At 53.5% G+C, this 18,592-nt stretch carries 15 protein-coding genes; 10 read left to right on the forward strand and 5 right to left on the reverse strand.

From position 1 onward, the window contains the following. Positions 1 to 15: 15 nt before the first annotated feature. On the reverse strand, positions 16 to 1,494 hold the full coding sequence (locus Q399_RS0109395) for a SulP family inorganic anion transporter (RefSeq protein WP_031568086.1): 1,479 nt from the start codon (positions 1,492 to 1,494) through the stop codon (positions 16 to 18). Positions 1,495 to 1,609: 115 nt separating this feature from the next. Then, positions 1,610 to 2,614, reverse strand: a complete 1,005-nt coding sequence (locus tag Q399_RS0109400; protein ID WP_031568087.1) for a permease — start codon at positions 2,612 to 2,614, stop codon at positions 1,610 to 1,612. 163 nt (positions 2,615 to 2,777) lie between these two features. Between Q399_RS0109400 and Q399_RS0109405 the strand changes: the two genes are divergently transcribed. The 5 genes from Q399_RS0109405 (at position 2,778) to arsJ (ending at position 6,299) form a co-directional block, all read left to right on the forward strand. Further along, on the forward strand, positions 2,778 to 3,122 hold the full coding sequence (locus Q399_RS0109405; RefSeq protein WP_031568088.1) for a metalloregulator ArsR/SmtB family transcription factor: 345 nt from the start codon (positions 2,778 to 2,780) through the stop codon (positions 3,120 to 3,122). A 63-nt stretch (positions 3,123 to 3,185) separates the two neighbouring features. Further along, positions 3,186 to 3,677 carry a phosphatase domain-containing putative toxin gene (locus Q399_RS0109410; protein WP_031568089.1) on the forward strand — a complete coding sequence of 164 codons (492 nt, stop codon included), beginning with the start codon at positions 3,186 to 3,188 and terminating at the stop codon, positions 3,675 to 3,677. Positions 3,678 to 3,687: 10 nt separating this feature from the next. Next, the gene (locus Q399_RS0109415) at positions 3,688 to 3,924 is read left to right on the forward strand and encodes a thioredoxin family protein (protein WP_031568090.1); all 237 of its coding nucleotides are present in this window, start codon (positions 3,688 to 3,690) and stop codon (positions 3,922 to 3,924) included. Positions 3,925 to 3,940: 16 nt separating this feature from the next. Further along, a complete protein-coding gene (locus tag Q399_RS0109420; protein ID WP_031568091.1) occupies positions 3,941 to 4,951 on the forward strand; it encodes an ArsJ-associated glyceraldehyde-3-phosphate dehydrogenase in 1,011 nt (336 codons plus the stop codon). Between the two features lie 130 nt (positions 4,952 to 5,081). Further along, positions 5,082 to 6,299 carry an organoarsenical effux MFS transporter ArsJ gene (gene arsJ / locus Q399_RS0109425; protein ID WP_031568092.1) on the forward strand — a complete coding sequence of 406 codons (1,218 nt, stop codon included), beginning with the start codon at positions 5,082 to 5,084 and terminating at the stop codon, positions 6,297 to 6,299. A 52-nt stretch (positions 6,300 to 6,351) separates the two neighbouring features. Here arsJ and Q399_RS0109430 read toward each other — a convergent pair whose 3' ends face one another. Together Q399_RS0109430 and Q399_RS0109435 are read right to left on the reverse strand one after the other, a co-directional pair. Beyond that, positions 6,352 to 7,773 carry a sensor histidine kinase gene (locus Q399_RS0109430; protein ID WP_031568093.1) on the reverse strand — a complete coding sequence of 474 codons (1,422 nt, stop codon included), beginning with the start codon at positions 7,771 to 7,773 and terminating at the stop codon, positions 6,352 to 6,354. Beyond that, positions 7,763 to 9,205 (reverse strand): sigma-54-dependent transcriptional regulator, encoded by a 1,443-nt coding sequence (locus Q399_RS0109435; protein WP_031568094.1) that lies wholly within the window; start codon positions 9,203 to 9,205, stop codon positions 7,763 to 7,765. Before Q399_RS0109435 ends, Q399_RS0109430 begins: the two co-directional genes overlap by 11 nt. A 201-nt stretch (positions 9,206 to 9,406) precedes the next feature. Between Q399_RS0109435 and Q399_RS0109440 the strand changes: the two genes are divergently transcribed. The 3 genes from Q399_RS0109440 to Q399_RS0109450 are packed head-to-tail and all read left to right on the forward strand — an operon-like array spanning position 9,407 to position 13,809. Continuing rightward, a complete protein-coding gene (locus Q399_RS0109440; RefSeq protein WP_031568095.1) occupies positions 9,407 to 10,663 on the forward strand; it encodes an efflux RND transporter periplasmic adaptor subunit in 1,257 nt (418 codons plus the stop codon). A gap of 28 nt (positions 10,664 to 10,691) precedes the next feature. Next, entirely contained in the window at positions 10,692 to 11,405 is a 714-nt protein-coding gene (locus Q399_RS0109445; RefSeq protein WP_031568096.1) for an ABC transporter ATP-binding protein, read from the forward strand. Further along, positions 11,395 to 13,809, forward strand: coding sequence for an FtsX-like permease family protein (locus tag Q399_RS0109450; protein ID WP_031568097.1), 2,415 nt, complete (start codon positions 11,395 to 11,397; stop codon positions 13,807 to 13,809). The genes Q399_RS0109445 and Q399_RS0109450 overlap by 11 nt, the downstream gene beginning before the upstream one ends. Before the next feature lie 15 nt (positions 13,810 to 13,824). On the opposite strand, the gene tpiA is transcribed toward Q399_RS0109450, so the two are convergent. Continuing rightward, the gene (tpiA, locus tag Q399_RS0109455) at positions 13,825 to 14,610 is read right to left on the reverse strand and encodes a triose-phosphate isomerase (protein ID WP_031568098.1); all 786 of its coding nucleotides are present in this window, start codon (positions 14,608 to 14,610) and stop codon (positions 13,825 to 13,827) included. An 83-nt stretch (positions 14,611 to 14,693) separates the two neighbouring features. On the opposite strand from tpiA, the gene Q399_RS0109460 reads away from it, so the two are divergent. Both Q399_RS0109460 and Q399_RS0109465 read left to right on the forward strand, forming a co-directional pair. Next, complete coding sequence (locus tag Q399_RS0109460) at positions 14,694 to 15,644, forward strand: aldose epimerase family protein (RefSeq protein WP_031568099.1); 951 nt, start codon at positions 14,694 to 14,696, stop codon at positions 15,642 to 15,644. A gap of 107 nt (positions 15,645 to 15,751) precedes the next feature. Continuing rightward, positions 15,752 to 18,511, forward strand: coding sequence for a TonB-dependent receptor (locus Q399_RS0109465; RefSeq protein ID WP_031568100.1), 2,760 nt, complete (start codon positions 15,752 to 15,754; stop codon positions 18,509 to 18,511). The last annotated feature ends 81 nt before the right edge of the window (positions 18,512 to 18,592 follow it).

The raw sequence follows: 18,592 nt of genomic DNA on the forward strand, positions 1-18,592 counted from the left end.
GACGAAAAGATCTTGTTAATGATGCAGCAGGCGATCAATCGCCTCCGGCTTATTGTGAATAGCAAATTTGTCCACCAAGGTAGCACTTGCTTCATTCAGGCCAATCACTTCCACCGTTTTACCCTGCCGGCGCAATTTCAGCACCACTTTATCCAGTGAACTGACCGCCGTGATATCCCAAAAATGGGCGTGGGTTAAATCAATCAGCACCTTGGGCAAGTTTTCATTAAAATCAAAACTTTGCACAAAAGGCTCGGCCGAAGTGAAAAAAACCTGGCCAGTGACGGTATAAACACGGCATTGGCCATCAGCGGACACCGCGGTTTCAATCGCCAGCAACTGGCCGATTTTATTGGCAAAAAACAGCGCGCTCAATAAAACCCCAACAAACACACCCAAAGCCAGATTGTGGCTGTACACCACCATGGCGACGGTCGCAAGCATCACAATACTGGAGCTTTTTGGATTGGTGCGCATATCTTTAACCGACTGCCAGTTAAAGGTACTGATCGACACCATGATCATCACAGCAACTAACGCCGCCATCGGAATTAAGCCAACCCAGTCACCTAAAAACACTGCAAAACAGAGCAGCAACACACCGGCCAGCAAAGTCGATAAGCGGGTGCGACCGCCGGATTTGACGTTGATCATCGACTGACCAATCATGGCGCAACCAGCCATACCGCCGAGCAAACCCGATCCGATATTGGCAACACCCTGGCCGACACATTCGCGATTTTTGTTGCTGTTGGTGTCGGTTAAATCATCGACAATCGTTGCTGTCATCAGAGATTCGAGCAAGCCGACCAGTGCAAGAGCCAATGAATATGGGAAAATGATTTGCAAGGTTTCAAAAGTCAGTGGTACCTCTGGCCATAAAAATATTGGCAAACTGTCCGGCAGCTCACCCATATCGGACACAGTGCGCACATCTATGCCAAAATACAGCGCGATAGCGGTTAACACTAAAATACATACCAGTGGCGACGGCACCGCTTTGGTTACCAATGGCAATAAGTAGATAATACCAAGGCCAGCAGCGGTCATCGCATAGACATGCCAGGTCACATCAATCAGCTCCGGCAACTGCGCCAGAAAAATCAATATCGCCAGCGCGTTGACAAAACCAGTGACCACTGAGCGCGAGACAAACCGCATCAGCTCGCCGAGTTTTAATACCCCAAACAGAATTTGCAGCACACCACAGAGCAGTGTGGCGGCCAGCAGATATTGCAGACCATGTTCTTTTACCAGCGTGATCATCAACAGCGCCATCGCGCCGGTCGCGGCAGAGATCATTGCCGGCCGGCCGCCGGCAAAAGCGGTGATCACGGCAATGGCAAAAGAGGCATACAAGCCCACTTTAGGGTCAACGCCAGCAATAATCGAAAAGGCAATCGCCTCAGGAATAAGCGCAAGTGCGACCACAATAGCGGACAGCACATCCGCACGGACATTAGACAGCCAATGCTGTCGGAGGGAATTCAACATCGTCATTTCCAAAATATAAAATCAACAGCACAGACGGGGATTGATGCGCCAGAGGTATGGTAACAAAATCCACAGCCGGGCTCAGTCATTCATTGCGCCGTAGAGATCAGGTCCTTCACCACAACAGCGTACCGAAGGTGTCAAACACCCAGCCAATCAGCATAATTCCCACAACGATAATCCCGACAAAAAGGCCGAGTAGCCGGGCTTTAACTACCTTATGCAACATCACCAACGATGGTAACGATAATGCAGTGACGGCCATCATAAAGGCCAGAACTGTGCCGATCCCGACGCCCTTGCCGACTAAGGCTTCGGCGACAGGTAAAGTGCCAAAAATGTCTGCATACATTGGCACGCCGATCAGGGTTGCCAGTGGCACAGACCACCAATGGTCCTGGCCCAGCAAACTTTGGATCCAGGTCGCGGGGACCCAATTGTGAATGGCGCTGCCGATACCCACGCCAAGCAGAATATACAGCCATACTTTTCCAACAATTTCAGTAACTTGTGCTCGCGCATAGGTAAAGCGGTCAGAGCGGGATAGCTGAGCCAGTGGCAGATTGATGGCTTTGCTCTGCAAGACAAAACCTTCGACATATTGCTCCATGCGGGCATGACTAATGATGGTTCCACCAATGACTGCGAGCACAACTCCAACCACGACATAGGCTATCGCCACCTGCCAGTTAAAAACGCTGGCCAGCAAAATCACCGACGCCAAATCTACCAAAGGCGATGAAATCAAAAACGAAAAGGTCACACCAAGCGGTAAGCCGGCACTGGTAAAACCGATAAACAAAGGGATGGATGAGCATGAGCAAAAAGGCGTGACTGTGCCGAGTAATGCGCCGGTCAGATTGGCTTTAAATCCTTTCATACCGCCAAGTATTTGCCGGGTGCGCTCCGGCGGAAAGTAGCTTTGCAGCCAGGAGACGCTGAATATCAACACCGACAATAAGATGAAAATTTTGCATACGTCGTAGATAAAAAAGTGCAGGCTGGCACCCCAAGGGGATTGCATCGACAACCCAAAGCCATCTTCGACCAATAATTTGACCAAATCAGAGAGCCATTGCATTTTCAGCAGTTGGTTATTCAACCACGCCCAGATGTCCATTTACTCACCTTTTTCCAGCCATCACCATGGCAGCATAGCATTGACATGTGGAAAAACATATATATGATAATTCGCATATGTTATTGCTTGCTGTACAGTCTGCAGCGAAGCCGTTTACACAGCGCTAAACCGCGTCCTGTTTCAGTCACCTGAGGCCTCACTTATGCTTCCTGTCGAGTTCTTTAAATTACTAGCCGACGAAACCCGCTTGTCCTCACTGCTGTTAATAGTGCAGGAAGGCGAGCTTTGTGTCTGTGAACTGACCTCAGCCCTGAACGAATCGCAGCCGAAAATCTCCCGTCACCTGGCGATGCTTCGAAGCGCCAAAGTGCTGTTAGACCGCCGCCAGGGGCAATGGGTGTTTTACCGGCTCAATCCTGAGTTACCCGCCTGGGCCGCTGAAACGCTGGAACAAACCCGCGCACAGAACACCGAGTTGTTAACGCCATTGATGCAAAATCTGTGTGCCATGGGTGAACGGCCAGAGCGCGCCAAAGCCTGTTGTTAGGTATTTTTAGCCAGTCGCGGCAGGCACTGCTTTAAACCGCTCTGATTTTATAAAGGAATTCTGATGTCTCATCCATACGATGTATTACCACTTGACGCTCAGGCTGCTGCAGGCCTGATCTTCACGCCTTGTCCTGGCACCAAAGGGACATCGATTGCTGAGGCGCTCGCTACACTGCAGCAGGCTGGCGCTGCGGCGGTGATCTCACTCAACCCCATGTCTGAACTTGAAAGTTTGCAGGTCGCCGATTTAGGCGCGCAGGTCAATGCTAATGGGCTGCAGTGGTTTCATTGTCCGATTGAAGATGACCATGCGCCACTGGCTGATTTCGCGGCTGCCTGGCAACAAGCTGGCCCGCGGGTGCACCAACTGCTGGATGCAGGCAAAACAGTGGCTATTCACTGCAAAGGCGGCTCTGGCCGCACCGGTTTGATGGCCGCGCAAATTTTGCTGGAACGAGGCCATAGCAAAGACAACGTAAAAAGCATGGTGCAGGCGCTGCGACCTTTCGCATTGACGCTGGAACCGCATGTTCACTATTTCAATAGTCTTTAAGGGGGGCCCAATGCAACAAATTAAAGTGCTGGGTATGGGCTGCAGCAAATGCGCCAAAACGGTGGAGTCCATCGAGCGCATTGCCAAAGAACTCGGCGTCGACGTGCAGCTTGAGAAAATAGAAGATCCACAGCAAATCATCGCCTACGGCGTGATGAGTACACCAGCGGTAGTGCTGAATGAAGTGCTGGTGCACGCCGGTTCTATTCCGCATCGCGATGCGATTGAGCAGTGGTTAAAAGCTTAAAACTGAGGAAATTTTCATGACCATTAAAGTAGGTATTAACGGTTTTGGCCGCATCGGTCGTTTGGCACTTCGTGCCGCTTTTGACTGGCCGGAATTTGAATTTGTCCGCATAAACGACCCTGCCGGTGATGCCGCGACTTTTGCCCATCTGCTGAATTTTGATTCAGTGCATGGCCGCTGGTTGCATGAGGCAACCCATACTGAAAACAGCATCGTCATCAACGGCAAAGCAATTGCGGTCAGTCAGCACAAAACCATCGCTGATACCGACTGGTCAGGCTGTGACCTCGTCATTGAATGCTCCGGCAAAATGAAAAGCAAAGCCGTGCTGGAAGCGTATTTAGCCCAAGGCGTCAAACGGGTGGTAGTCAGTGCGCCGGTGAAAGAGCCAGGCGTTTTAAACGTGGTGATGGGTGTGAATCATCAGCTTTACAACAAGGAGCAACACCGCATTGTCACTGCCGCCAGTTGCACCACCAACTGCTTAGCGCCTGTGGTCAAAGTGATCCATGAAAGCCTCGGTATTAAACATGGTTCAATCACCACCATCCATGATTTAACCAATACCCAGTCGATTCTGGATACGCCTCACAAGGATTTACGTCGCGCCCGCGCTTGTGGTGCCAGTTTAATTCCGACCACCACAGGTTCCGCCACGGCCATTACTGAGATTTTCCCGGAACTGAAAGGTCGTTTAAATGGCCATGCGGTGCGTGTGCCGCTCGCCAACGCATCTTTAACCGATTGCGTATTTGAAGTGGAACGGGCTACCACGGCAGAGGAAGTGAACCAACTGCTGAAAGCCGCCGCCGACGGTGCGCTCAAGGGTATTTTGGGTTATGAAGAGCGCCCGCTGGTTTCCGTCGATTACAAAACCGACCCGCGCTCCAGCGTGATTGATGCGTTATCGACCATGGTGGTGAACGGCACTCAAGTCAAAATCTACGCCTGGTATGACAATGAGTGGGGTTATGCCAACCGGACTGTGGAACTGGCCCGCTTAGTGGGTTTGGCCGACCTTAGTTAAACGAGATAGTTAAATGAGATTGTTAAACGAGATAGTTAAACGCCCATAGCAGTCGCAGTGAGCTATCAGTGATGAAATATGAGTGCTCACTGCGACCATTTCAGCAAACAAAAACACGGACAAAAGCCCCATGACAGAGACGTTCAACAACAGTGGCCTGCGCCAGTATCTGGTCGTGACCGGCAATTACTGGGCCTTTACCCTGACCGATGGCGCGCTGCGCATGCTGGTGGTGCTGCACTTTTATAGCCTCGGTTACAGCCCACTCGCTATCGCGTCTCTGTTCTTGTTTTACGAGTTGTTTGGTGTGGTGACCAACTTAGTCGGCGGCTGGCTCGGCGCGAGGATTGGCCTGAATAAAACCATGAATATCGGCTTATTTCTGCAGGTTGTTGCCCTCTCGATGCTGCTGGTGCCCGCTTCAATGTTGACCGTGGTTTGGGTGATGGCTGCACAGGCCATGTCGGGCATCGCTAAAGATCTCAATAAAATGAGTGCGAAAAGTTCGCTGAAACTGCTGTTACCTGAAGATGCGCAAGGGGCTTTATACAAATGGGTCGCGATTCTGACCGGTTCTAAAAATGCCCTGAAAGGCGTTGGTTTCTTTTTAGGTGGTTTGCTGTTAGCGCAACTGGGGTTTCAGGGCGCCGTGGGTAGCATGGCGGCAGTCCTGACCACGATTTGGCTGCTGAGTTTAGTTCTGCTGAAAAAAGACCTTGGGAAAAGTAAGTTCAAACCGAAATTCAAAGATTTGTTTTCCAAAAGTGCGGCCATTAATAAGCTTTCAGCCGCCCGGTTGTTTTTATTCGGTGCCCGCGATGTCTGGTTTGTCATTGCCTTGCCGTTGTATCTGGCGACGCAATTTGCGTGGTCGCAAACACAAATCGGTAGTTTTCTGGCCCTTTGGGTCATTGGTTATGGTGCAGTGCAGGCCCAGGCTCCGGCTATCACCGGTAAAAAAGCCGGTAAAGTGCCCGGAACAGCTGCTGCAGCTGGCTGGGCAACCGCACTTTGTGCAATACCGCTGCTGATTAGTCTGGGGATGCAATACAGCCCGGCTCCGCTTTGGGTATTAATAGGCGGTCTGATGGTGTTTGGTGCCGTGTTTGCCGTGAATTCATCGCTGCACAGCTACCTGATTGTCAGTCTGGCCGGGCGGGATGGCGTATCCCTGGATGTTGGTTTTTATTATATGGCCAACGCCATGGGCCGGCTGATTGGCACTGTGCTGTCTGGCTGGGTGTATCAGGCCTACAGCCTCGAGGCATGTCTTTGGGTATCGACGGCTTTTTTATTGGCGACAGTGCTAATCAGCGCGTCGATGAAACGACCGCGCCAACAGTGTTGAAGTGCAGTGAATGCCAACTTGGCACCGCAACATGCGTGACCAAACGCCCACCTCAGCCCAGTATCAGCCGAAAACAGGCGCCGGTTGGCGTCGGCACATGCACCAAATCACCACCATGCTGACGTAAGATCTGCCGGGCCAGCGCCAGACCGATGCCGGAACCTTGTGGCTTTGTGGTAAAAAACGGCACAAACATCATGCTGGCGGTTTCTGCGGTGATGCCTGGTCCATTGTCGCGCACTTCAATCATGGTTTGTGCGTCATTCAGCGGTGCTAATGTCAGCAGGATTTGCGGCGGCGTAACCGGCGCTGTGCCAGTGCGCAGTTGGACTTGCTGCTGCAAAGCCTCGACGGCGTTTTTCACCAGGTTAATCAGCACTTGCTCGAGTTGCGCCGGATCATGCGCCACCACGCGCTGGTCCAGTAGTTGCTGCACCAACTCAATGCCTGAGCTTTGACACTGGCCTTGCCATAATAATGTGACTTGATGCACCACATCGGCAAGTGGTTTGTTGCTCAAAATCGGCTGTGGAACTGCGGCCACTTTGCGGAAATTCTGAATAAATTCAACCAGGTGTGCAGTGCGTCGACTCAGCGTTTGTAGTGCCATCTGCACGTCAGCTTTTTCATCGGCATCGGCAAAACAGAGGCCGACCGGCAGTAGCTGCTCACAACTTTGCGCAAGAGACGCCATCGGGGTGATGGAATTGGCAATTTCGTGCGTCAGCACCCGGGTCAGCTTGTTGTAGGCTTCTTGTTCGCGCTGATTTAACGGCTGATGGATGGATTGCAAGGTCGCGAGGCAAATCGCGTCGCCGGCGATCTGTACCGGGCTTAACAGCACGGCCAGCGTATCCGCCTGATCGCCACGCCACCAGGACACCGTGGAATGGCGCGCCAGATTCTGGCGCTGCGACGGACCGGGTTCGTTTAGCTGATGGTTGCCGGCGTTTGGCTCCGGCGCGTTGTCAACCGCCTGTCCCGGCTCGCCGGTTAAGCAGCGGCGCAGTGGGTCGGCCAGCTGGTCGATATGTGTCAGCCGCAGGCCGAGCAAGCGTGCCGCTGCCGGGCTTTGCTCAATCACCCGGCCGTCCTGATGGTAAATCAACAGCGCAAGCTCGGTGTGTAGCAGCACATGCCGTAAAAACTGCGCCTGGGCTTCGGCATCGATCCGGGCTTGTTGCAAACGCTCGCGTGCCGATTCATAGGAATGCCGCAGCAGATGATGCGCGGGCAAGCCCAAAGTATGGTCGCCATTGGCCAGCGCCCGGAACATCTGGATCGGCAGTTGTTGCTGCCGCCAGAACAGCCGCAATAACAGCCCCAGCCACAGTAGCGTCAACAGCGCGCACACCAGCAGCACCGCGCTGGCGCCCCGCTGCAGCCACAACCACATCGCCAAAGCGCCGGAGCCAGACAAGGCCAGCGCGAGCAGAATGATGTCAGCAATATGCGGGGTGCGTTTAAAGACCATATTTTTCCAATCGCCGGTACAAGGCGCCCCGTGTTAATCCCAGGGCTTTGGCGGCATGGCTGACATTTCCCTGGAAGTGCTTCAGTGCCGCCAATATGGTTTGATGCTCGACCTGCTCCAGATTAAACAGCGGCTCTGCGCTGTGCTCTGCTGCCGCGCTGTCGGGTAATACCTGGGGCTGTATCGTGCTTTGGGCCAGCGTCGCCAGATCACCCGCCGATACTGTATTGCCAATCAGCAAAGCCAGATCTGGCTCGCCGCCGTCGGTTAAAATCACTGCACGCTCAATCGCATGCGCCAGTTCGCGGATATTGCCCGGCCAGGGGTAGCATTGCAGTTGCGCCAGCAGTGCCGGGCTGAAACGCAGCTCTTTTTTGTATTTGCGGCCAAAGTGCTGCAGGTAGTGGTCAACCAATAACGGAATGTCATCGAGGCGTTCGCGCAAACTCGGCAACCGCACCTCGATGGTATTGATCCGGTACAGCAAATCCTGACGAAAACGCCCGGCCGCCACGGCTTGCGGCAGCGCTTCATTGGTGGCGCAAATCAGCCGGATATCGACCGGCACGGGCTTGTCTGCGCCCAGCGGGGTGACCTGGCGATTTTGCAGCGCTGCCAACAGTTTCACCTGCTGTTCCAACGGCAAATTGCCAATCTCATCAAGAAACAAACTGCCCTGATGCGCCAGTTCAAAGCGGCCGATCCGGTCGGCGCGCGCGTCGGTAAAAGCGCCTTTTTTATGACCAAATAACTCGCTTTCCAGCAAACTGCCGGCCAAAGCGCCCATGTCCAGACCGATAAACGGGCCGTTGGCGCGTAAGCTTTGTTGATGAATGGCGTGCGCCGTCAGTTCCTTGCCGGTACCACTTTCCCCAGTGATCAGGATATTGGCATCGGTTTGTGCGGCTTTTTCAATGATGGCCAGCACTTGTTGCATGGCAGCGCTTTGCCCTAACAACGGCTGTGCGTTGGCGCGATGGTCGCCGGCCAGTACTTGGCTTAACCCTTTGGCCTGCCGGCTTAATTGGCCCAGCGCTTTTTTATCCTGCGCATGGGCGCAGGCCGTCGCAACGGTCGTCAGCAGCTGATCGTTTTGCCACGGCTTTGGCATAAAATCCGTCGCGCCACATTTAATCGCCTCGACCGCCAGATGCACGTCGCTGTAGGCGGTCATCAAAATCACTGCGATACTGGGGTCCAGGCTTTGAATTTTTTTCAGCCAATAAAACCCTTCCTGACCGCTGATAGCGTCGCGATGAAAATTCATATCCAGCAGCACCACGTCCACCGCTTCAGCGGCCAGCGTGCTTTCCAGCGCAAAGGGGTCTTGCAGCGTCAAGACCTGCTGATAATGCTGTTTCAGTAACAGCCGCGCCGCAAGCAACACATCGGCGTTGTCATCGACGATCAGCAGAGTGGCAGCGTGTTTCATTGCAGAGTCCTTGCCAGCATCAAGTGTCCATTAATGGACAATTTCTGAAAAATCCACTGTACCACCAGCGGACACTTTTACCGATCATTTTCATATGAAAATTCGTAAGGCAATGAATTATATGAAAAATATATTCTGGCACAACAATTGTTTTACTTATGACATCTCATGCCACCGTCACGCTGACTACAGGATGCCATCATGGACAAAAAAATTGCCAAACCCCGCTGGAAACAACAACTGCGCCCGGTCGTCATCGGCATGCTGGCGCTGGGGATCGTCGGTGTTGCGTATGGCTTTAGTCAGCACAGCGACACGGCGCAGCGGCAACATGTCAGTGCGCAAGGCTTGCAAATCAGCACCGTCAGTCAGGGCCAGTTTGCTGACACCCTCGCCGTGCGGGGTCAGGTGATGCCAAAAACCACCATTTACCTCGACAGCATCGCCGGTGGTGTGGTGGAACAACGCCTGGCTGAACACGGCGACTTTGTGCAGAAAGGTCAGCCCTTGCTGCGCTTAAGCAACACGGCTTTGCAGCTCGAAGTGATGAGCCGCGAAGCGCAAGTGACTGAGCAGCTGAACTTCTTGCGCAATACGCAAATGACGATGGAAACCAATCGCTTAAATCTCAAACGCGATTTATTGGACGTTGACTTGCAAATTCGCCAGCTGACGCGCCGTCTGCAGCAAAGCAAACAATTACAACAACACAATCTGATCGCAGCCGAGACTTTGGCGCAGCTGCAAGACGACCTGAAGTTTTATCAGGAGCGCCGCAAGTTAGCACTGGAGCAACAAGCACAGGAAAACAGCATTCGCGCGCAGCAATTGGCCCAGCTGGAAGACAGCGCCAGGATGTTGCAAACCAATTTGCAATTGGCGCGCAGCAACCTCGATAACCTGCTGGTGAAGGCACCGGCGACAGGGTATTTAAGCGAACTGAATGTCGAAGTTGGTGAATCAAAAGAACGTGGCGCGCGGCTGGGGCAAATTGATTTACCCGGTGAGTACAAGCTGGTGGTCCAGCTGGACGAATTTTATCTGAATCAAATCAGCCGCGACATGCCGGTGCAGCTGCAACTGGACCAGCAAGCGGTCGAAGCCAGCATCAGCAAGGTCGATAGCCGCGTCACCAACAATCAGTTCAGCATTGAAGTCGCCTTGCCAGCGAGCGCCAGCACCTTGCGCCGTGGCCAAAGTGTTGACGCCAACATCGTGCTGGGCGCGGCGAAGGCCGATGCCACTTTATTGCCACGCGGCGCGTTTTTCGCCAGCAGCGGCGGCAATTGGGTTTATGTGCTCAGCAGTGACGGTGATCGTGCCGAGCGCCGCGACATCCGTTTAGGCAAACGCAATCAACAGTTTTTTGAAGTGCTCGATGGCCTGCAGCCAGGCGAGCGGGTGATCACCTCGGGCTATGGCAGCTTTGATAAAGCGACCGTGCTCTCAATCGAATAATATCCAAGTTATCTTTCAAGGAGTGACCATGATTCAGCTCAAGCATATTCAACGGGTATTTCGCACCGAAGACGTTGAAACCACTGCACTGCAGCAGATTAATCTGACCATCAATACCGGCGAATTTGTCGCGATTATGGGCCCGTCCGGCTGCGGTAAATCCACCTTGTTATCCATATTAGGCCTGCTGGACAGCCCATCATCGGGCAGCTTTTTGTTCGCCGGTGAGGACGTCGCCAGGTACAACGAGAAACAGTTGGCAAGCCTGCGTAAAGCCAATATTGGTTTTGTATTTCAAAGCTTTAACTTGATTGATGAGTTAACCGTTGCCGAAAATGTCGCGTTGCCATTGCAGTATCTCAATATCGGCAAAGCCGAGCGTAAAGCGCGTGTCGCGGCTATGTTGCAGCGGGTGGGGATCGACCATCGCGCCGACCATTTGCCGCAGCAGTTGTCGGGTGGTCAGCAGCAACGGGTGGCGGTAGCGCGCGCCTTAGTCATTCAGCCGAAACTGATCCTGGCGGATGAACCCACAGGTAACCTCGACTCGAAAAACGGCCAGGAGGTGATGAATCTGTTGCGGGAACTGAACCGCGAAGGCACCACCGTCGTGATGGTGACCCACTCCGAGCGGGAAGGCGCTTATGCCGATCGCTTAGTACGGATGCTGGACGGACAAATTTTGTTAGACCGCGCCAATCAGGCCACAGTCAGCAGCGAGGTGGCTCCTTATGTGGCTTAATTATTTAATCACGGCACTACGCGCATTTTCGCGGCATAAACTTCATTTTTCCCTGAATATCGCTGGTTTAACCTTAGGTTTGGCGGCGGCTATTCTGATTGCCTTGTATGCCCGGCACGAAGCGTCTTATGACCAATGGCTGCCAAAGGCACAGCAGGTATTTCGGGTCGAGCAATACATAGTGCCGCTGAACAGCGGTATTCCGCTGGTGAACAAAAACACCATCAACCGGTTGCGGGACCAGGCCGGTATTGCCGATGTGTTGTTGGTCGAGCCACTTGCGGCAACCGATGAATTTCGGCTGGGTGAACAGAGTTACCGTTTGACCGGCATGATGGGCGTTTCCGCCAATTTGCCGCAGTTTTTGCCGTTGCCGGTGTTGGCGGGTGACCTGAACAAAGCCTTGACGATCCCAGGCCAGCTGGCGATCAGTCAACAGCTGGCGGTGCGGTTGTTTGGCCAAAACAGCAACTGGCAACAAGTGATTGGTAATACCCTGCAACAAGGCGCAACCCGTTGGACTATTGCGGCGGTGTTTGCCGATTTACCGGAAAATACCCACTTCGCCTTTGATGGCCTGTTCCAGTTAAAGCCGTTTCGGGAGCAATACAGCGCCAACAACGCCTATGCCTATGTGCGGTTGCACGATGCTGCAGACGCTGCCACTGTGCAGCAACAACTGGCGCCGGCTTATGTCAATATTGCCTACCCGGGTGAGTCGGTGGAGTTGGTGAAAATCAGTTTGCAGCCGCTGACCGGTATTCATTTAAATGGCAACACCCGGCTGGAGCTAAAAACCAGCGGTACGCGCAGTAACTTATGGATTTGTATCGGTTTAAGTCTGTTGTTGCTCGGGCTTGCCGGCGTCAACTTCGTCAACATGAGTATCGCCCAATCGGCACGTCGTGCCAAAGAAGTCGGTGTCCGCAAAGCGATGGGTGCCAGCCGCGGCCAAATTATCAGTCAGTTTTTAGTCGAAAGTGTGCTTATTACCCTCATCGCCGGCGTGTTGGCTTGCGCGGCGGCCGAATTGGTATTGCCCTGGTTTAACGGTCTGGTTGAACGGCAGTTGACGCTGACCTATCTGTCCGACTTTGGTGTGGCCTTGTTGCTGATTTTGCTGCTGACCGGCGTGATTGCCGGTGCTTATCCGGCATTTTTTATGGCTGCTTTTAGCGCCAAACGGGTGCTTAGTGGTGATTTGCAACGCGGTAAAACCGCGGTACTGGTACGCAAAGGTCTGTTGACGTTGCAATCTGCCTTGTCGGTGGCCTTGATCATCGCTGCCGTCTTGCTGCAACAACAGTTACAGCATCTGCAAAATTTACCTGTGGGTTATGAGCGCGCGGGTCGCATTCAAGTGGCGGATATTCCGAGTGAAAAAATTCTGAACGTCGCCAATCCGCAATTGATGCAACGCGTCAAAGCCATTCCCGGTGTGTTGGATGTGGGCGCTGTGGATATTCCGATCACCGGCAGTTTTAACTCGTCGATGCCAATGAACAGTGATAACGGTGTGCTGCGCGAGCAGATGATCCCGTTGATTGGCGTTGGTTACCGCCCTGTTGAATTGTTAGGGCTGCAATTGCTGGCGGGCCGCGACTTTGCGGAAAGTACCGCCAGTGACTGGTATCACGAGCCAAACGAAAAACTGGGCAAAGCCAGCATCTTGTTAACGCAAACGCTGGCGCGTCAGGCCGGTTTTGCTTCGGCGCAAGATGCCATTGGTCACCAGTTTTCCGTGACAGATCCTGCGGGAAAAGCCTACCAGTTCACTGTGGTGGGGGTGGTCAGTGATATCAAAGTGGGTTCGACCCGCGCCAATCAGGCCGCGCCTGTGCTGATTTGTGGCTACACCAATAATTGGTACAGCAAATTGTTGCTGAAGGTCGACATGGACCAACTGCCGGCGATCCGTGCCGAACTTGGCAAGGTACTGGGGCAAGCGCTGAATATGTACGCACCGACGCTGGAAGTGTTGGACCAAGAGTACAGAGCCATCTACCGCGGCGATGAACGCACAGCATTATTGGTAAGTATTTTCAGTGGTTTAGCTATCGCGCTGGCCTGTTTTGGTGTGTTTGGACTGGCGTCGTTCTCGGTGCTGCGGCGGCAAAAAGAAGTGTCGGTCCGCAAAGTGCTCGGTGCGTCACGCCTATCGATTGTCAACTTGCTGGCCAGTGAATACCTGACGCTGGTGGCCTTGAGCGTAGCGATCGCCTTCCCGCTGACCTGGTGGCTCGTGCAGGACTGGCTGGCCGGTTTTAATGACCGCATCGATCAGTCTGTCGGGGTCTACTTGCTGTCGGCTCTGGTGGTCGCGGCAATCACCTGGTTTACTGTGGCCAGCATCGCTTTTAAAGCAGCCAGCAGCCGCCCCGCCCAGGTGTTGCGCTGCGAATAAAGATAGTTTTGTGTATCAGGGCAGTGCCACGCATTGCGACGTGTTCACAGCGGCAATGGCGCGGCATAAGGTGTTAAAGCTATCGGCTTTCAGGCTGCCGCTGCCGACTAACACGCCGTCAATGTCGGGATATCGCAGGTATTCAGCCGCGTTATTGCTGTTGACACTGCCGCCGTACAGGATGCGAATTTGCTGACAGTCTGCCGCGCTGTACCAGTGCTGCAGCAACTGGCGCAGCTGTTGATGTACCTGTTGTGCGTCCGGTGCCGACAACGGTTGGCCGGAACCAATGGCAAACACCGGTTCATACGCCAGCACTAAAGGCCCGGGCGCGGGCTGAGGGTCCAGTACTTCAGCCAGTTGTTGCCACAGCACGGCAAAAGTCTGGCCTTGCTGGTGCTGTGCGGCGGTTTCGCCGACACAAAGCACCGGCGTGATGCCTTGTTGCCATAACGCCGCCAGCTGGGCGCGTCGCGAGTCGGCTGTTTCCTGTAGCCACTGCCGGCGCTCGGAATGGCCAACCAGCGTGTAAGCCACGCCGAATTCTCTAAGCATCGCCGCAGACACTTCACCGGTATAAGCGCCGCCGCTCCAGGCCGACACCAGCTGCGCACCTGCCAGCACCGGGCTTTGCAGTGTTGCGCGTTGCTGCCTGAGCGCTGCCAGATAGGGCAGCGGCACGCATAACACCCGGCTGAGCTTGGCCAGATCAGGCACGCTGACCTCGCTTAACCAGTGCTTTAACGCCGGTTCACTACCCTGTTGTTTCCAGTTTGCCATGACCAATTGAGTTCTGGTCATCATAAAATCCTTGTCAGCTATCTAATTATCGTATAAATACTATATAACGAATTAACACGACACAAGCATGCCCGGAGACGTTTTTGTTTGAGATCAGCACAGCAGCAGGATTGGTGGTAAACATCAGCGCTATCGGCGCCACGGTTTGCTCTATCTGTTTAGACGGCCAGGAACTGACGTTGGGCTATGACAGCGAAGCTGCTTATGCATCAGACCCTTATTATCTCGGCAGTACCGTCGGGCCTTATGCCAACCGCATCGACAACGCCGGCTTTCCGCTTGGTCAACAACAGATCAGGCTGACCGCCAATGACGGCCCGCATTGCCTGCATGGCGGAGAGGCCGGTCTGAACCATCGACAGTGGCAGCTCGAAGCGCAGCAGGCAGACCAGCTGATCTTGAGTTGCCGTGTTGCTGCAGGTGAAGGTGGTTTTCCGGGCAATCGCGAGTTTCGCTGCCAGTTTCGCGTCACTGCGACTGAACTGCAGTTGCAGTTCGAAGCGACGACCGACGCGCCGACAGTGCTGAATCTGACCAACCACTGTTATTTCAATCTGGATTCACAAGCACAGCAGATTGATCAGCACTCTCTGCAATCGCCGCTGTTGCAGGTATTGGAGAAAGACGGCAGCGGCATTCCGACCGGCCGTTTGTTGTCTTGTGCAGAACAATACCCGCAGCTGGCGACAGGCCAGCGGTTGCAGGAATTGTTTCGCCAGCATGGTGCGCTGGACCATTGTTTTGTTGTGCCGCACGGCGAACAGCAGCTGCAAACCCTTGCCACGCTGACCTCGCCAGATCAGCAATTAAGCCTGACCGTACTCAGCGATTTACCTGGTCTGCAGATTTATAGCGGCGACGGTTTAGGCGCGCCTTTTTTGCCGCGCCAGGGCATTTGTCTGGAAGCGCAGTATTGGCCGGACGCACCGAACCAGCCGGATTTTCCAGCCACATTGCTGCTGCCGGGGCAAATCTATCAGCAGCAGATTATTTACCGTTTTGCCCGCCAAAACGGCGCAAATTCGAATGATTAATCAGATAAAAAAGTTGCAGTCAGCGTAACTTTGCAGTATTTATATGATAAATATTCTAATAAGAAGTTTTCTTTAAAAACACAACACAAAGACAGGGGAGTTCGAAGATGACCAGAGCGAATCCATTCGCATTTAAACATTCGGCGGTTTGCCTCGCCGTAGCCGGTGTGCTCAGCACCTATTCGGTAGCGGCACAAACCACCACGGCAGATGCTGCCAAAGCCCAGCAAACTGAAGTTGAAGTGATCGAAGTCCGCGGCATCCGCAGTAGTCTGAAAGCGTCGATGCAGGACAAAAAAGAATCCAGTTTGGTGTCAGACGGTATCGCAGCAGAAGACTTAGGCAAGTTTCCGGATTTGAACGTGGCGGAATCGCTGCAACGCATCACCGGCGTGTCGATTGACCGCAGCGGTGGTGAAGGTCAGGCGGTGACCATTCGTGGTTTTGGCCCGCAGTTCAACACCGTGTTAGTCAATAACCGTCAGATCGCGACCGACAGCAATGGCCGTGAGTTTAACTTCGACATTCTGGCTGCCGATCAAATCACCGGCGCTGACGTCTTCAAAAGTAACAGCGCCCGCCTGCAGGAAGGCGGCATCGGCGGTACTATCAACGTGAAAACCGCACGGCCGTTTGATTATGACGATTTCCGCGTGGCCGGTTCTGTTAAAGGCATGTACGAAAGCCTGTCTGAAAAAACCTCACCAGCAGCTTCTTTATTATTGACCCGTAACTGGGATGACAAATTTGGTGCTTTATTGGCTATCAGCCATCAGAAACGTGATGTGCAGATCAACCAAATCGCCACCGCCGGCTGGCGCGGCGGTCAGACTATTTCCAACAAACGCGATGGCGTGTTGTTTACCAATGCATATATCCCACGCAACTGGGACCAGATTATTGACCAGCAGGAACGGACCCGCGACAACGCCAGTCTGGTGCTGCAATATGCACCGTCAGAAGATGTCACTGTGACGATGGATGGTTTGGTGTCCCGCTTTGAAGTGGATTCAACGGTCACAGATTTAGCGTCCTGGTTTGAACCGGACCGCGTCGGCAGCGCGACTATCGACCCAACCACCGGCACTTTATTAACCTTCTCGCAAGATGTCGGCCTGCATCAGGGCAGCGGCGACCCAGCGACGGATTTTGTGTCACACACCCGCAACTCACGCGATATCAGCACCAATGCCTTTGGTCTGAATGTCGAGTGGAAAATCACCGACCAACTGAAAGCAAATTTTGACGCCTCAACGTCAAACGCTGAAAACGACCGCGCCGGCCGCGACCGTTTTAACGTGGTCGGCATGATCAACAGCTATGCCTTTGACGGTACCGGTTCTGTGCCAACAGTGAAACATAATGGTTTTGGCGGCAGCACGCTACCAGCAGCCAGCCTGGCACGGATGCACTATAACGAAAAAGGTAACCAATTCTCTGATGAAGACGAAGTTACTGAATTAAAAGCTGATTTTGAATACGTTGCTGAAAAAGGCGTGTTCCAGAAAGCCAACTTTGGTGTTTATAGTCAGGAGCGGGAAAAATCCAGCTTCCAGATCTACGGCGGTCAGTGCTTCTACTGCGGCTATGCGTTACCTGCGCCGGTCGATACCATCAAATTCCAGCCATTCACCGCGAAGAACTTCTTCCCGGGTCTGATCAATACGTTCTACACCTATGACGGCGATGCTGTGGTGAAATATCTGGCGGATACCGGCCATCCAATCACCACCACGCTGCAGAATAACCGTTACACCATCAACGAAGACGTGACCAGTCTGTATATGGACTTCACGCTGGCGTATGACCTCGGTGATATGCCGCTGACGGTGAACCTTGGTGCGCGTTATGCCGAAACTTCGGTGGATGTCGCGGCAGTGCAAAGCTTTGTGGTCGACATAGTACCGACGGCTGATGCGACCTTGTTCCAAAACGTGTTAGGCCCTGCAACCAACATCAATCAGGGCACTAAATATGCCAACCTGCTGCCAAGCCTGAATATCAAGCTGGAAGTGCAGGACGACATGATTGTACGTTTTGCCTCTTACGATTCACTGACCCGTCCGACTATGGGCCAGATGTCACCAGCGACCACGTTCAACGAACCGCGCCGGCAAAACCTGACGGCCAACGGCGGCAACCCGGCACTGAAACCGTTCCGTGCTGAAAACTGGGACCTGGCTTACGAATGGTATTATCAGGATGCCAACATGTTCAGCTTCACGGTATTCAACAAAGAAGTTGAAGACTTTATCGTGACGCTGACCGGTCAGGAAACTTACAACATGACCGCGCGGACCGGCCCATCTTACAACTGCGTCAGCTCACCGCTGTGTAGCAGCAGTGTAGTGCCGACGACGGCAGAGCTGAACGGCTCGAGTGAAGTTTATACCGTCAGCCGGCCACAAAATGGTGAGTCTGCCCGTATCACCGGTTATGAAGCTGCGCTGACGCACATGTTTGACAATGGCTTTGGTGTGACGGTGAACGCGACTGTGGTCGACAGCAACCTGAACGTTGGCGCCGACACCACGCAGAGTTTTGCACTGGAAGGTTTAGGCGATTCACAGAACTTTATCCTGTTCTACGAACAGGGTGACTGGCAGGGTCGTATCGCGTTTAACAACCGTGAAGCCTTCCTGCGTCAGCTCGACAACGGCTTTAACGGCGAACCGATTAACACTGAGCGTTTTGGTCAGTGGGACATCAGCGCCAGCTACGACGTGAACGAGTATCTGACGGTGTTCTTCGAAGGGATCAATATCACCGAAGAAGAACTGGTGCAGACCGGTCGCTTCAAAAACCAGATTTACTCTGTTGAGGATAACGGCTCCCGCTATGCGGTAGGTGTGCGAGGGGCATTCTAAGTCCCGTTCCTGTGGCTGGGTCTTTTGACCCAGCCTTTTTTGATTGCGGGCTGCAGTCATTTCACTGTTGGCTCGTGGTCA

Source organism: Rheinheimera texasensis DSM 17496 (assembly GCF_000711985.1).
Lineage (GTDB): Bacteria > Pseudomonadota > Gammaproteobacteria > Enterobacterales > Alteromonadaceae > Pararheinheimera > Pararheinheimera texasensis.